This is a genomic window from Kutzneria viridogrisea DSM 43870 (assembly GCF_000525635.1).
Taxonomy (GTDB): Bacteria; Actinomycetota; Actinomycetes; order Mycobacteriales; family Pseudonocardiaceae; genus Kutzneria; species Kutzneria viridogrisea.
On the sequence record NZ_CP007155.1, the window covers coordinates 7,453,145 to 7,469,893 of the forward strand.

Here is a 16,749-nt window from a genome sequence, read left to right on the forward strand (position 1 = left end):
TCGCGTCGGCCGTGGGACGAACCCGCGCTGGCCCTAACGCGGGGTCATCCGAACTCCCTGTCGATGAAGTCGAAGAGCTCGTCGGTGGTGGCGCCCTCCAGCTTGTCGGCCGCAGTGGCACCGTCCTTCCGCTCCGCGACCTCGGTCAACCTGGCCAGCATGGTCCGAAGACGGGCGGTGATCATGGCGTGGGCGTCATCCTCTGGGGAAACTGCTGAAATCGCGGCGTCGATCCGGTCCAGCTCCCCCAGCAGGGCCTGGTCGGCGTCCACGGCCCCGCCCAGCTCCCCGAACAGGTGCCCGGCCAGGGCGGTGGGGGTCGGGTAGTCGAACAGGGTGGTGGCGGGCAGCCGCAGCTCGGTGAGGGTGCTCAGCCGGTTGCGCAGCTCCACCGCGGTCAGCGAGTCGAAGCCCAGCTCCATGAACCCGCGCTCGGCCGGTACGGCCTCGGGCGAGCCGTAGCCGAGCACGGCCGCTGCCTCCGCACGCACCACGTCGAGCAGCAGCTGCTCCTGCTCGGCCACGGCCGTCGCGGCGAGCCTTTCGCGTAGCGAGGTCCCGGCCGCACTGCTGGCCGTGCGCCGCGTGGCGGTGGCTGTGCCGCTGACCAGGCCACGCAGCATCGGGGCGACAGTGCCGCCACGCAGCCGTGCGGTGTTCAGCCGGATCGGCACGACCACGGGCTCGTAGCCGTGGCGTGCGGTGTCGAACAGCTTCAGGCCGTCAGCGGTGCTGAACGCCTCCACACCCGAGCGGGCCATGCGCTGCATGTCGCCCTCGGTGAGCGCCGTGGCCATGCCCGCCTCGGCCCACGGGCCCCAGGCCAGCGAGGTCGCGGGCAGGCCCTGTGCCCTGCGGTGCTGGGCGAAGGCGTCCAGGAACACGTTGGCCGCCGCGTAGTTGCTCTGCCCCGCGTTGCCCAGCACACCGGCCGCGGAGGAGAACGTCACGAACATGGACAGATCGGCGCCCGCGGTGAGTTCGTGCAGGTTGACCACGGCGTCGACCTTGGGCCGCAGCACCTTGTCCACCCGCTGCCCGTCCAGGGCCACGATCACGCCGTCGTCCACGACACCGGCCGTGTGCACCACCCCGGTGAGCCGCACGCCGTCCAGCACGGCGGCCAGTGCGTCCCGGTCTGCCACGTCGCAGGCCGCGATGCGCACGGTGGCGCCGAGCTCGGTGAGTTCGGCGGCCAGCTCGGGGGCGGATCCGCGGCGGCTGAGCAGCAGCAGGTCGCGTGCCCCGTGCTCGGTGACCAGGTGGCGGGCCACCTCGGCGCCCAGCCCGCCGGTACCGCCCGTGACCAGCACGGTCCCGTTCGGGTCCAGCGGCACGGGCATGGTCAGCACGACCTTGCCCGCGTGCTTGGCCTGGCTGACGAACCGGAACGCCTCCGGCGCACGACGCACGTCCCACGAGAGCACCGGTAGCGGCTTGAGAGCACCGCTCTCCAACAGCTCCAGGATCTCGGTGAGGATCTCGCCGATCCGGTCGGTCCCGGCATCGCCCAGGTCGAAGGACCGGTAGGCCACCCCTGCCGGGTCGCGCAGGTCGGTCTTGCCCATCTCGATGAACCGGCCACCCGGCTTGAGCAGCCGCAACGAGGCATCGATGAAGTCACCGGCCAGGGAGTTGAGCACCACGTCCACGCCAGCGGCGAACTGCTGCTCAAATTCCAAAGTTCGTGAGGACGCAAGATGCTCAGACCTCACGCCCAATGCCCGCACGGCGTCCCACTTGCCCGCACTCGCCGTGCCGTACACGGTGGCACCGAGGTGCTGGGCGATCTGCACGGCAGCCATGCCCACACCACCGGCCGCCGAGTGCACCAGGATCGACTCGCCGCGCTTGAGCCCGGCGAGGTCGACCAGGGCGAAGTAGGCGGTCAGGAAGGCGATCGGCGCCGAGGCGGCCTCGGTGAACGACCAGCCCCGCGGCATGCGCACGACCGCGCGCCGGTCCACGGTCACCAGCGGGCCGAACCCGCCGCTGACCATGCCCATGACGCGGTCGCCGGGGGCCAGGTCGGTGACGTCGGCGGCCACCTCGGTGATCACACCCGCGGCCTCCAGGCCCATCGGCCCCGCCTCGCCCGGGTACATGCCCAGCGCGTTGAGCACGTCGCGGAAGTTCAGGCCGGAAGCACGGACCGACACCCGCACGTGGCCGGGGGCCAGCGGCGCCTCCGCCTCGGGCGCGGGCAGGAAGCGCAGGTTGTCCAGGCTGCCCTTGTCGGTGGAGTCCAGCCGCCACGCCCCGTGCTCGGGCACGGTGAGGTTGCCGGTGGCGACCCGGGCCAGGCGGCCCGCGTGCACCACGCCGTCGCGGATGAGCACCTGTGGCTCGCCCGCCGCGACAGCACCCGGCAGCGCCTCCACGGAGGACTGCTCGTCGTCCACGTCGACCAGCAGGAACCGGTCCGGGTTCTCCGACTGGGCGGAACGGATCAGGCCCCACAGCGGGGCGTAGGCCAGGTCGCGGATGTCCTCGCCGACGGCGCGGCGCGTGACGAACACCAGCTTGGACTCGGCGAACCGCTGCTCGGCCAGCCAGGTCTGCACCAGGTCCAGCACGGCGTGGATCTTGGTCCGCACATCCGTGGCCAGGTGGCCGGTGGCCTCGCCGTTGGCCACCAGCGGCAGCAGCACGGTGTCCGCGGTGACCTCGGCGAGGTCGGCGGCGGAGTCGATGCCGAGTGCGGCGGCCAGCTTGAGGTTGTCGTGGCCGAGCACGGTCCAGCCCGCGGTGGGCTCCGCCGCCGCCACGGGCAGCGCGGTCCAGTCGACCCGGTAGAGCGAGTCGCGCTGCGCGGTCTGGATGCTGGTGACCTCGCGGAGCACCAGTGACTCCACGGTGGCCACGGGCTGGCCCGCGGCGTCGCAGACGGTCAGCGCGAGCGTCTCGTCGCCGGTCTTGGCCAGCCTGACCCGCAGGGTGGTGGCGCCGGTGGCGTGCAGCGAGGCACCGGTCCACGAGAACGGCAGCCTGGGCCGGTCACCGCCCTCCAGCGGCACGAACACCAGTGCCTGGAGTGCGGCGTCCAGCAGGGCCGGGTGCAGGCCGAAGTTGACGGACTGGAGTCCGCTTGACAGTTCGACCTCGGCGAGCACGTCGTCTCCGCTGCGCCAAGCGGACCGCAGTCCGCGGAAGGCGGGGCCGTAACCCACGCTGCCCGGGCGGTCGTAGAAGTCGCCGACCTCGATCGGCTCGGCGCCCGCGGGCGGCCACACGGTGAGCTGCTCGGTGGGCGCTACCGGCTCCGGGGCGAGCGTGCCGCTGGCGTGCAGGGTCCACGGCTGGTCCTCGGCCGGGCGGGAGTGCACGGTGATCGGCCGGGTCCCGGACTCGTCGGGACCGCCGAGCACGAGTTGGACCTGGACCCCGCCGCGTTCCGGCAGCACCAGCGGCGCTGCCAGGGTCAGCTCCTCCACCTGCCCGCAGCCCACCTGGTCACCGGCGCGGACCGCCAACTCCAGGAAGCCGGTGCCGGGGAACAGGATGCTGCCCATGATCGAGTGGTCGGCGAGCCAGGGCTGGGTCTGCGTGGAGAGTCGGCCGGTGAACACGACCCCGTCGGAGTCGGCCAACGCCACGGCGGCACCCAGCAGCGGGTGGTCGGTCGCGGTCAGGCCCAGGCCGCTCGCATCGCCAGAGCCGGGGGTGCTGTCCAGCCAGTAGCGCTGTCGCTGGAACGGGTAGGTCGGCAGGTCCACACGGCGTGCACCGGTGCCGTCGAAGTAGCGCGCCCAGTCGACCGGGACGCCGTTGACGTGCAGCGTGGCCAAAGCCGTCACGAACGCCGTGGACTCGTCACGGTTCTTACGCAACGCGGGAACAGCCACGCCATTCGAGACCATCGCGGAAAGCACACCGTCCGGCCCCAACTCCAAGAACCGCGTAACGCCCTGCTCTTCCAAGTACTGCACGCCCTGGTGGAACCGCACAGCCTCACGCACGTGCCGCACCCAGTACTCAGCAGTGGTCGGATCACCCTCGGTGTTACCCACCACCGGGATCTGCGGCTCGCTGTAGGACAACTCGGCGGCGATGCGCCCGAACTCCGCCAACATCGGGTCCATCAACGGGGAGTGGAACGCGTGGCTGACAGTCAGGCGCCGGGTCTTGCGGTCGGTGAAGTTTGCGACCACGGTCTCAACCGCGTCCACCTCACCAGAGACCACGACCGAGTCCGGACCGTTGATCGCCGCGATCGACACCCGGTCACTCAGATGCGGCAGCACCTCGTCCTCAGTCGCCTGGATCGCGATCATCGCCCCACCACTGGGCAACGCACCCATCAACCGACCACGAGCCGCCACCAAGCGAGCCGCATCCTCCAACGAAAGAACGCCCGCCACATGAGCAGCCGCCAACTCACCAATCGAATGCCCGATCACATAGTCCGGCGTAACACCAAACGACTCCGCAAGGCGATACAGCGCCACCTCAATCGCGAACAACGCAGCCTGCGTGTACTCAGTCTGGTTCAACAGATCCGACTCACCGAACATCACCTCACGCAGAGGCAGATCAAAGTGAGCCAACACAGCATCCAAGGCATCCGCGAACACCGGGAACGCCTCGTACAACCCACGCCCCATCCCCGCACGCTGCGAACCCTGACCAGAGAACAGGAACGCGGTCAGCCCGGAACCGGCGAGCCCGGTCACCTCGTTCTGTCCGAACAGGACAGTCCGGTGCTCGAGCAGGGCACGTGAGGTGGCCAGCGAGTAGCCGAGGTCGACCAGTGCGGCGTCCACGGCCCGCACCTGGGCGACCTGCTCCCGCAGAGCCTCCTCGCTGCGCGCTGACACGACCAGCGGCACGATCGGCAGCTCACCGCTGACCGTCGTGGCCTGCTCGACGACCGGAGCCTGCTCGATGATGACGTGCGCGTTGGTGCCGCTGACCCCGAAGGCCGAGACGCCCGCACGGCGCGGGTGACCGTTCTGCCGCCACGGCACCTCGTCGGTGAGCAGCCGCACGTCCCCGCGCGTCCAGTCCACGTGCGAGGTCGGCTCGCTGACGTGCAGGGTGCGGGGCAGCAGCTCGTGGTTGAGCGCCTGCACCATCTTGATCACGCCCGCGACGCCCGCGGCGGACTGGGTGTGGCCGATGTTGGACTTGATCGAACCGATCCACAGCGGCTCGGACCGGTCCTGGCCGTAGGTGGCCAGCAAGGCCTGCGCCTCGATCGGGTCACCGAGGGCGGTGCCGGTGCCGTGCGCCTCGACAGCGTCCACATCGGACGGTTGCAGACCTGCGTTGGCCAGTGCGGCGCGGATGACCCGCTGCTGCGAAGGACCGTTCGGCGCGCTCAGGCCGTTGGAGGCGCCGTCCTGGTTCACGGCCGAGCCGCGCAGCAGGGCCAGCACCGGGTAGCCGAGGCGCTGGGCGTCGGACAGCCTGGCCAGCAGCACCACGCCGATGCCCTCGCCCCAACCGGTGCCGTCGGCGTCCTCGGAGAAGGCCTTGCACCGGCCGTCCTCGGCCATGCCGCCCTGCCTGCCGAACTCGGCGAAGGCGCCCGGCGTGACCATGACGCTGACACCACCGGCCAGCGCCAGGGTGCTCTCCCCGGAGCGCAGTGACTGCGCCGCCAGGTGCAGTGCCACCAGCGAGGAGGAGCAGGCCGTGTCCACGGTGACGGCGGGGCCCTCAAGGCCCAGCGTGTAGGCGACGCGGCCGGAGACCACGGCGCCGGAGCTGCCCGTCAGCAGGTGCCCCTGCACCTCCTCGGCCGGGTCGACCAGACCACCGCCGTAGCCCTGGGTCGCGCAGCCGACGAAGACGCCGGTGTGGCTGCCCTTCATGCTGTGCGGGTCGATGCCCGCGCGCTCGAAGGCCTCCCAGGAGGTCTCCAGCAACAGCCGCTGCTGCGGGTCCATCGCCAGCGCCTCACGCGGGGAGATGCCAAAGAAGGCCGGGTCGAACTCCGCCGCGTCGTAGACGAATCCGCCCGCGTGGGCGTAGTTGCCGTTGAGGTTGTCGATGTCCCAGGAGCGGTCGGTGGGGAACGCGGACAGCGCGTCGGTGCCCTCGGACACCAGTCGCCACAGGTCCTCCGGGGTCCGCACCTCACCAGGGAACCGGCAGCTCATGGCGATGATCGCCAGCGGCTCGTCGCTGGCGGCAGCCGCCGCGACGACCTGGGTCGTGGTCTGCTCGGCGCCGAACAGCTCGGCGCGCAGGTGCTCGGCCAGCGCCTTGGGCGTGGGGAAGTCGAAGGCCAGCGTGGTGGGCAGCCTCAACCCGGTGGCCGCGGTGAGCCGGTTGCGCAGTTCCACGGCGGTCAGCGAGTCGAAGCCCAGCTCGCGGAAAGCCCTTTGCTCGGCAACGGATTCCGCGTTCGGCAGCGCCAGCACGGCCGCGGCCTGCCCGCGCACGATCGCCAGCAGCTCGCGGTCGCGCTCGGCGGCCGACAGGCCCGCCAGCCGACCGCGCAGCCCGGACTCCTCCGCCACGGCCGGTTCCGCATCCAGCACCCGGCGTGCCTCGGGCAGCTCGTCGAGCAGCGGGCGCTTGCGTGCCGCCGCGAAGCTCGGCACGAACCGCTCCCAGTCCACGTCGGCCACGGCGAGGAACGTCTCGTCGTGGTCGATCGCCTGACGCAGCGCGGTGACGGCCAGATCCGGGTCCATGCCACGGATGCCGCGGCGGCTCAGGTGCTCCTCGGCCACGTCGGTGGCCGCCAGCCCGCTGCCCGCCCAGGCGCCCCAGGCCACGGAGGTCGCCGGCACGCCGCGTGCCCGGCGCACCTCGGCCAGCGCGTCGAGGAAGGCGTTGCCCGCCGCGTAGGCGCCCTGGCCCCCGCTGCCCCAGACACCCGCGTTGGAGGAGAACAGCACGAACGCGTCAAGTTCGTTGTCCGCCAGCAACTCGTCGAGGTTGATCGCCCCGTCGACCTTCGCGGCCACGTACTCCTCGAACTGCTCGGGGGTCGTGTCGGCGATCTGCGTGACGTGCACCACGCCCGCCGCATGCATCACGGCGCGGACCGGCTCGTCCAGGGAGTTCAGCAGTGCCGCAAGGGATGCGCGGTCGGCCACGTCGCAGGCGGCGATCGTCACGCGCGCACCGAGCGCGGTCAGCTCCGCCTCCAGCTCGGCGGCACCAGCGGACTCACGGCCGCGGCGGCTGGTCAGCACGAGGTGCCCGGCCCCGGCGCGGGCGAGCCAGCGCGCGACGTGCCCGCCGATCGCCCCGGTGCCACCAGTGATCAGCACGGTGCCGCGCGGGGTCCACTCGCTCGCTGTCCGGGCGCCCAGCGGGGCATGCACGAGCCGACGGGCCAGCACCCCGTTGGCGCGCAAGGCAACCTGGTCCTCGTCCCCGGTGAGGATCGACCACAGCCGGGCGGTTGCCCGCTGGTCCAGGGCCTCCGGGAGGTCGATCAGGCCACCCCAGCGCTGGGGCTGCTCCAGGCCGATGATCCGGCCCAGGCCCCACACCTGCGCCTTGGCCGGGTCGACGACCGAGTCGGCGCGGCCGGTGCTGACCGCCCCCCTGGTCGCGATCCACAGCGGGGCCTGGATGTCGGCGGCCTCCAGGGCCTGCACGAGCTTGAGCGTGGCGATCGGATCCTCGTGCAGGGACAGCACGCCAGCCAGGTCCAGGCCCTCCAGCGGCGCGTTGACCAGCACCTCGGCCCCGCTGCCGTCGAGCAGGCTCGTGTCCGCGCCCTCCGGCGCCACGATCAGCCAGGTCCCGTTCAGCGTGCCAGCCGACAGAGTCACCGGCTTCCACGCGATGCGGTACCGCCAACTGTCGACAGTGGACTGTTGGCGCTGCTGGCGTCGCCAGCTCGACAGGGCGGGCAGGGCCCCGGTGAGCACGTCGTCGTCCAGGCCCAGCGTGCCCAGGTCCCCGTTCTCCACGGCCTCCCAGAACGCGGCGTCCACCGGGTCCGCGGCGGCCTCGGGCTTGGCCAGTTCCAACCAGTAGCGCTGCCGCTGGAAGGCGTAGGTCGGCAGGTCGACGCGCCGTGCGTCGGCCGGGAACACCGCCGACCAGTCCGGCTCCACACCCCGTACCCACAGCTCCGCCAACGAGGCGTAGAACCGGGGCAACGTGCCCTCGTTGCGCCGCAAGGTGCCCACCACGGCGCCGTCCACGACGTCCTGGAGGCCGATGGTCAGCACGGGGTGGGAGGACACCTCGATGAACGCCGTGTGCCCACTCTCGGCCAGTCCGCGGATCGCGGTCTCGAACTGCACCGTCTGCCGCAGGTTGGTGTACCAGTAGCCCGCGTCCATTGTGGACGTTTCGAGCCACTCCCCCGTCACCGTGCTGAAGAACGGGATGCCAGCGGTGCGGGGCTGGATCGGGGCGAGTACTTCACGCAGCCTGTCCTCGATCAGCTCCACGTGAGCGGTGTGCGAGGCGTAGTCCACCGGGATCTTGCGAGCCCGCTCGTGCGTGGCCACCAACTCGTCCAGCGCCGCCGGGTCACCAGCCACGACGATCGAGGACGGACCGTTGAACGCCGCGATGCTGACCTTGTCGCTCAGCAACGGCTCGACCTCGGCCAACGGCAGGTTGATCGACACCATGCCGCCGCGACCGGCCAGCTCGTCGGCGATGGCCTTGCTGCGCAACGTGACCACGCGAGCCGCGTCCTGAAGGGTCAGCGCGCCAGCAACAGCGGCCGCCGCGATCTCACCCTGCGAGTGGCCCACCACAGCATCCGGCGTAATGCCGTGCGCACGCCACACCTCAGCCAGCGACACCATCACAGCCCACGACATCGGCTGCACAACATCGACCCGCTCAAACGCCTTCGCGTCATTCAACGACTCGAACAAATCCCAATCCACGAACTCACCCAGCGCGGCAGCACACTCCGCCATCCGCTCAGCAAAAACCGTCGACGTAGCAAGCAAGTCAGTCGCCATGCCCACCCACTGCGAACCCTGACCCGGGAACACGAACACCCGCTTGCCCTCAACATCGGCAACGCCGTCCACGCGGACATCACCGATCAGCACCGCGCGGTGCTCGAAGGCGGCGCGGCTGGTCGCCAGCGAGTAGCCGACGTCCACGGACCGCTCGTCGCCGACCTGCGCCAGCACGCGGTCGATCTGCTCCTGGAGTCCCGACTCGGTGCGAGCCGACACCGGCCACGGCACAACAGCATCGCCAGCGACAGACGCGGCGGCAGCGGCGTCGGGCCCCTGCTCGATCACGACGTGCGCGTTGGTGCCGCTCATGCCGAACGAGGACACGCCGCCGCGACGCGGGTGCCCGCGGTCCGGCCACGGGGTCTGCTCGGTCACCAACTCGACGGCACCGGCCGACCAATCGATGTGCGCGGAGCGCTCCTCGGCGTGCAGGGTCTGCGGCAGGATGCCGTGCTGCAAGGACAGCACCATCTTGATGACACCGGCGACACCGGCCGCGGCCTGGCCGTGCCCGATGTTGGACTTGACGGAGCCCAGCAGCAGCGGCTCCTCGCGGTCCTGGCCGTAGGTGGCCAGCAGCGCCTGCGCCTCGATCGGGTCCCCCAGCGGAGTCCCGGTGCCGTGCGCCTCAACGGCGTCCACATCGGACGGTCGCAGGCCCGCGTTGGCCAGCGCGGCGCGGATGACCCGCTGCTGCGAAGGACCGTTCGGAGCGGTCAGCCCGTTGGAGGCACCGTCCTGGTTGATCGCGGTGCCGCGCACGACGGCCAGCACGGGGTGGCCGTTGCGCTGGGCGTCGGACAGCCGCTCAACCAGCAGCATGCCCACGCCCTCGGCCAGGCCCATGCCGTCCGCGTCGGCGGAGAACGCCTTGCACCGGCCGTCCTTGGCCAAGCCGTTCTGACGGCTGAACCCGATAAAGCCCAGCGGATCGAACATGACGGCGGCGCCACCGGCCAGCGCGAGCTCGCACTCCCCGTTACGCAGGGCCTGCACGGCCAGGTGCAGTGCCACCAGCGAGGAGGAGCAGGCCGTGTCCACGGTCAGTGTCGGGCCCTCGAAGCCCAGGGTGTAAGCGATGCGACCGGACACGACGCTGGTGGCCGAGCCGGTGACGAGGTGGCCCTGCGCGTCGGCGGGCACACCGTCCATTGTGGTCCCGTAACCCTGGTACGAGGCGCCGATGAACACACCGGCCTGGGCCCCGCGCAGGGTGCGCGGGTTGATCCCGGCCCGCTCCAGCGCCTCCCACGAGGTCTCCAGCAGGAGCCGCTGCTGCGGGTCCATGACCTGGGCTTCGCGCGGGGAGATGCCGAAAAATGCCGGGTCGAACTCGGCGGCCTCGTGCAGGAATCCGCCGTCTCGGGCATAGGTCGTGCCCGGCTTGTCCAGGTCGGGGTCGAAGAGCTTGTCGAGGTCCCAGCCGCGGTCGGTGGGGAACGCGGTGATCGCGTCGCCGCCCTCGACCAGCAGGCGCCACAACTGCTCCGGGGAGCGCACGCCGCCGGGCAGGTGGCAGGCCATGCCGACGATGGCGATCGGCTCGTCAGCGGAAACCGTTGTGCTGGCAGCGACCTGCTCCTCGACCGCCTCGCCGAGGACCTCGGTGCGCAGGAACTTGGCCAGCACGGTCGGCGTCGGGTAGTCGAACACCAGCGTGGCGGGCAGCCGCAGGCCGGTGGCGGCGTTGAGCCGGTTGCGCAGTTCCACGGCCGTCAGCGAGTCGAAGCCCAGGTCGCGGAACGCCCGCTCGGCGCCGACCTGGCTGGCGCTGCCGTGGCCGAGCACGGCGGCGGCCTCGGCGCAGACCAGTTCGACCAGAGCGCGGATCCTGTCCTGTTCGGACAGTCCGGACAGCTTCTGGCGCAGGGAGGAGTCGCTGGCGGTGCTGGTGGCGACCCGCCGGGCGGTGGTACGGACCAGGCCGCGCAGCAGGATCGGCAGCGTGCCCTCGGCCGCCTGCCTGCGCAGTGCCGCGGGGTCCAGCTTGATCGGGACCAGCAGCGGCTCGTCCACCCGCGCCGCGAGGTCGACCAGTTCCATTCCGTCCGAAGAGGACAGTCCGAGGATGCCGAGCCTGGCCAGGCGGGCCACGTCGGCCTCGCTGAGGTGGCCGGTCATGCCGCTGCGCTGCTCCCACAGGCCCCAGGCCAGTGCGACCCCGGGCAGGCCCTGAGCTCGCCGGTACTGGGCGAGCGCGTCCAGGTAGGCGTTGGCGGCGGCGTAGTTGCCCTGCCCCGCGTCGCCGAAGGTGCTGGCGCCAGCGGAGTACAGGATGAACGCGGACAGGTCGCGGTCCAGGGTCAGCTCGTGCAGGTTCCACGCGGCGTCGACCTTGGGCAGCATCACCGTATCGAGGCGATCCGGGGTCAGTGCGGAGATCACACCGTCGTCGAGCACCCCGGCGACGTGCGTGACGCTGGTCAGGTCGGGGATCCGGTCCAGCAGCGCGGAAAGCGCCTCGCGGTCGGCGGCGTCGCAGGCCACGATCTCGACCTCGGCGCCCAGCGCGCTCAGGTCGGCGTGCAACTCGGTGGCGCCGGGGGCGTCCATGCCGCGGCGGCTGGTCAGCACCAGCTTGCGCACGCCGTGTTCGGTGACCAGGTTCCTGGCCGCCAGCGCGCCCAGCGTGCCGGTACCGCCGGTGATCAGCGCGGTGCCCTCGGCGCGGATCCGGTGCGGCATGCGCAGCGCGACCTTGCCGATGTGCTTGGCCTGGCTGATGAAGCGGAACGCCTCGGGCGCCCGCCGGATGTCCCAGGTGCGCAGCGGCAGTTCGGTCAGGTCCCCGCTGGCGAACAGCTCCACCACGTGGCTGAGGATCTCGCGCACGCGGTCCGGGGTGACCTCGACGGCGTCGAAGGCCCGGTACCAGACCCCGTTGTGCTGCGCGGAGACCTGCTCGGCATCGCGGATGTCGGTCTTGCCCATCTCGATGAACCGGCCGCCCTCGCCGAGCAGCCCCAGCGAGGCGTCCACGAACTCACGGGCCAAGGCGTTGAGCACCAGGGTGATCCCCGCGCCGCGGAACTGCTCGGCGAACTCCAGGGTGCGCGAGTTGGCGATGTGCTGCTCGTCCAGGCCAAGATCCCGCACGGCGTCCCACTTGCCGGTGCTGGCCGTGCCGAAGACCTCGGCGCCGAAGTGCCTGGCCAGCTGCACGGCGGCCATGCCGACACCGCCGGCGGCGGCGTGCACGAGCACCTTGTCCCCGGCCTGGATCCGGCCCAGGTCGACCAGTCCGTAGTAGGCGGTGAGGAAGACCACGGGCACGGCGGAGGCCCGCTCGAAGTCCCAGTCCTGCGGGATGCGGACCACCATGCGGTGATCGGCCACGGCCAGACTGGCCAGGGAGCGCGGGAAGATGCCCATGACCCGGTCGCCGATGGCGAGGTCGTGCACCTCGGAACCGACCTCCAGCACCACACCGGCGGCCTCGCTGCCCATGGTGACGCCGTCACCGGGGTACATGCCCAGCGCGATCAGGACGTCCCGGAAGTTCAGGCCGGACGCCTCGACACCGACCCGGATCTCGTTGGGGGCCAACGGCTCCTGGGCCTCGGGCGCGGGCAGGAAGGCCAGGCCCTCCAGCGTGCCCTTGGTGGGCGCGTCCAGGCGCCAGGCCACCGAGTCGGGCAGGGTCAGCGAGTCGTGCGCAGTGATCTTGGCCAGGCGGGCGGCCAGCACCTCGCCCTCGCGGACGATCAGCTGCGGCTCGCCGGAGGCCACGAAGCCCGCGTACTGCTCCGGGGCGGCTGCGTCCTCGTCCAGGTCCAGCAACACGAACCGGTCCGGGTGCTCGGACTGCGCGGACCGGACCAGGCCCCAGGCGGGGCTGGCGGACAGGTCGGTGACGTTGTCGCCGAGCGCGCCGCGCGTGACGACCACCAGCCGCGCGGAGCCGAACCGCTCCTCGGCGAGCCACTTCTGGATGACGGCCAGCAGTCGGTGCGTGGCCGCGCGCGGGTCGTCCTGACCGCCCTCGTGGTGCCAGAACACGAGTTCCGGCACGGCGGTCAGGGTGTCGAGATCGGTCGCGAGCACACTGCTGAGCGGCTGACTGGCGGTGACCGGCTTCCAGTCCACGAAGTAGAGCTGGTCCCGCAACGGGTCGGCGTTCTCCTGCTGTGCGGCCAGCGGGCGGAGCACCAGCGAGCCGATCGTCGCCACGGGCTGGCCCACTCCGTCCGCCAGCGTGACGGACACGGAGTCGTTGCCAGTGCGGGCGATCCGCACGCGCAGTGCCGAGGCGCCGGTGGCGTGCAGGGCCACGTCGGTCCAGGCGAAGGGCAGCACCGCCTCGTCCGCGAACGTTGGCGTGAAGCCGATCGCGTGCAGCGCGGCGTCGAGCAGGGCGGGGTGCAGGCCGAACCGGGCCGCGTCCCCGCGTGCCGACTCGGGCAGGCTCACCTCGGCGAAGACCTCGTCCTCGCGCCGCCACAGGCCGTGCAGGCCCTGGAAGGTCGGGCCGTAGCCGTAACCGCGCGCCGTGAGCTGCTCGTACGCCTCGCTGACGTCCACCGGCTCGGCCCCGGCGGGCGGCCAGGCGGTCAGGTCCTCTGTGGACGCGGGCGTGGCCGGGGTGAGCGAGCCGGTGGCGTGCTTGGTCCACGGCTGGTCGTCGGCGGCGTTCTCGGGGCGGGAGTAGATCGTGACGGCGCGCGTCTCGTCCACCACGACCTGAAGTTGCAGTGCCTCGTCGGCGGCCAGCACGAGCGGTGCGTGCAGGGTCAGTTCCTCGATCGCCCCGCAGCCGACCTGGTCACCGGCCTGGATCGCCAGCTCGACGAAGGCCGTGCCGGGCAACAGGACCCGGCCCCCGACGGCGTGGTCGGCCAGCCAGGGGTGGGTGCGCAGCGAGAGCCGCCCGGTGAGCACGACCTGCTCGGACTCGGCCAGCAGCATGACCGCGCCCAGCAGCGGGTGGTCGGCGGAGTTCAGGCCGGCCGAGGACACGTCCCCGGTGCCCGCGCTCATGTCCAGCCAGTAGCGCTCGCCGCCGAACTGGTAGGTGGGCAGGTCAACGCGCTGCGAGACGGTGCCCGCGAAAACCGCGTCCCAGTCCGGGCGCACGCCCTGGACCTGGAGTTCCGCCAGCGAGAGCAGGAACCGGTCCAGGCCGCCCTCGTCGCGGCGCAGCGAACCGACCGTGACCGCGCGCGCGTCGGCGGCCTCGATGGTGTCCTGCACGCCCATGGTCAGCACCGGGTGCGGGCTGGACTCCACGAACACGTCGTGGCCCTGCTCCAGCAGCGCGCGGATGGCCGGTTCGAAGTGGACGGTCTGCCGCAGGTTGGTGTACCAGTAGCGGGCGTCCATTGTGGATGTGTCGAGCCAGTCGCCGGTGACCGTGGAGTAGAACGGGATCTGCGCCTGCCGAGGCGTGATCGGGGCCAGGGTCTCGGCCAGCCGGTCGGCGATCCGCTCGACCTGGGCGGAGTGCGAGGCGTAGTCCACGGAGATGCGGCGCGCGCGAACCTCCTCGCGCTCACACTGGGCCTGGAGTTCGTCGAGTGCCTGCGGGTCACCGGACACGACGGAGGCGTTCGGGCCGTTGACGGCGGCCAGCGAGAGCCGCTCGCCCCACGGCGCGATGCGCTCGCGCACCTGGTCGGCGGGCAGCGACACGGACATCATGCCGCCGAGCCCGGCGAGGTCGTCACGGATCGCCTGGCTGCGCAGGGTCACGACACGGGCCGCGTCCTCCAGGGACAGCGCACCGGCCACGCAGGCCGCCGCGATCTCACCCTGCGAGTGGCCGACCACGGCGGAGGGCTTGATGCCCTGGCTGCGCCACAGTTCCGCCAGCGACACCATGACCGCGAACAGCGCGGGCTGCACCACGTCGACCCGCTCCAGCGCGGCCTGGTCGTGCAGCACCTCGGTCAGCGTCCAGTCCACGAACTGGCCCAGTGCGCGCTCGCACTCGGCCATGCGGGCCGCGAACACCGGGGAGGAGGCGAGCAGGTCCACCGCCATACCGACCCATTGCGAACCCTGGCCGGGGAACACGAACACGGCGCGACCGTCCACTGTGGCCACACCCTGCCGCAGGTTCGCGGCGGACTCGCCGGAGGCGAGCGCGCGCAGACCGGCGGCCAGCTCGTCCGCACTGGAACCGACAACGGCGGCGCGGTGGTCCAGCGCGGCACGGGTGGTGGCCAACGAGTGGCCGATGTCCTCGGGACGTCCGTCCAGGGTGGACAGCAGACGTTCGGCCTGGACACGCAGCGCGTCCTCGGTGTGCGCCGAGAGCACCCAGGGCACGGCGACCGCGTCGCGCACCGGCTCCGGCTCGGGCGCGTCCTCCGGTTCCTCGGGGACCGGGGCCTGCTCGATGATCAGGTGGCTGTTGGTGCCGCTGGCGCCGAACGCGGAGATCGCCGCGCGGCGCGGGCCCTCCTTCTCGGGCCAGTCGACGCGCTCGGTGAGCAGCCGCACGGTGCCGGAGGACCAGTCCACGTGCGGGGTCGGCTCGTCCACGTGCAGGGTCTTGGGCAGCACCCCGTGCCGCATGGCCAGGACCATCTTGATGACCCCGACGACACCGGCCGCGGCCTGGGTGTGGCCGACGTTGGACTTGAGCGTGCCCAGCCAGAGCGGGTTGTCCTTGTCGCGGGCGCGGCCGTAGGTGGCCAGCAGGGCCTGCGCCTCGATCGGGTCGCCCAGCGTGGTGCCGGTGCCGTGCGCCTCCACGACGTCCACATCGGACGGTTCCAGGCCCGCGCTGCTCAGCGCCTGGCGGATCACCCGCTGCTGGGAGGGGCCGTTCGGAGCGGTCAGGCCGTTGGAGGCGCCGTCGGAGTTGACCGCGCTGCCCCTGATGACCGCCAGCACCGGGTGGCCGTTGGCCTGCGCGTCGGACAGGCGCTCCAGCACCAGCACGCCGATGCCCTCGCTCCAGCCGGTGCCGTCGGCGCCCGCGGCGAACGCGCGGCAGCGGCCGTCGACCGACAGCCCGCGCTGGCGGCTGAACTCCACGAAGGAGCGCGGCGTGGCCATGACGGTCGTGCCCGCGGCCAGCGCCAGCGAGCACTCGTCGCGGCGCAGCGCCTGCACGGCCAGGTGCATGGCCACCAGTGAGGAGGAGCACATCGTGTCGACCGTGACGGCCGGGCCCTCCAGGCCGAAGTTGTAGGCGAGCCGACCGGACAGCACCGCCGTGCAGCTGCCGGTGAGCACGTGGCCCTCGATGCCCTCCGGGGCGGCGAGCGGGCCGGTGCCGTAGCCCTGGTTGCTGGCGCCGACGAACACTCCGCTGCGGCTGCCGTGCAGGGAGGTCGGGTCGATGCCCGCACGCTCCAGCGCCTCCCACGCGCCCTGCAACAGCAGGCGCTGCTGCGGGTCCATCGCGGTGGCCTCGCGCGGCGAGATGCCGAAGAAGGAGGCGTCGAACCGGCTGGCGTCCGCCAGGAAGCCGCCGGCCTTGGTGTAGCTCTTGCCGTGCTGCTCGGGGTCCGGGTCGAACAGCTCGTCCAGGTCCCAGCCGCGGTCGTCGGGGAAGCCCCCGATCACGTCGCGCTCGTCCAGCAGCAGCCGCCAGACCTCCTCCGGGGTGCTGACCCCACCCGGCAGCAGGCAGCTCATGGACACGATGGCGATGGGCTCGTTGTGCCGCGACTGCACCTCGCGCAGTTGCCGACGAGCCTGGCGCAGATCCGCCGTGACCCTCTTCAGGTAGTCACGAAGCTTCTGCTCGTTCTCCATCCAGTCAGCTCCTCATGCCGGTGCTCCCCACGTCATGTTTTCCGCTCACGGACGACCAGACGAGCCACGTGACACCAGGTCTAGGGCGACCACTAAGACCGCGAGTCCCGCTCTGGGGCGCGCGAGTCCCGCTCCGCGG

At 71.7% G+C, this 16,749-nt stretch carries 1 protein-coding gene; it reads right to left on the reverse strand.

The genetic code is table 11. The features are described from left to right. Positions 1 to 44 precede the first annotated feature (44 nt). Positions 45 to 16,610, reverse strand: coding sequence for a type I polyketide synthase (locus tag KALB_RS48865; protein WP_042221026.1), 16,566 nt, complete (start codon positions 16,608 to 16,610; stop codon positions 45 to 47). Between the last annotated feature and the right edge of the window lie 139 nt (positions 16,611 to 16,749).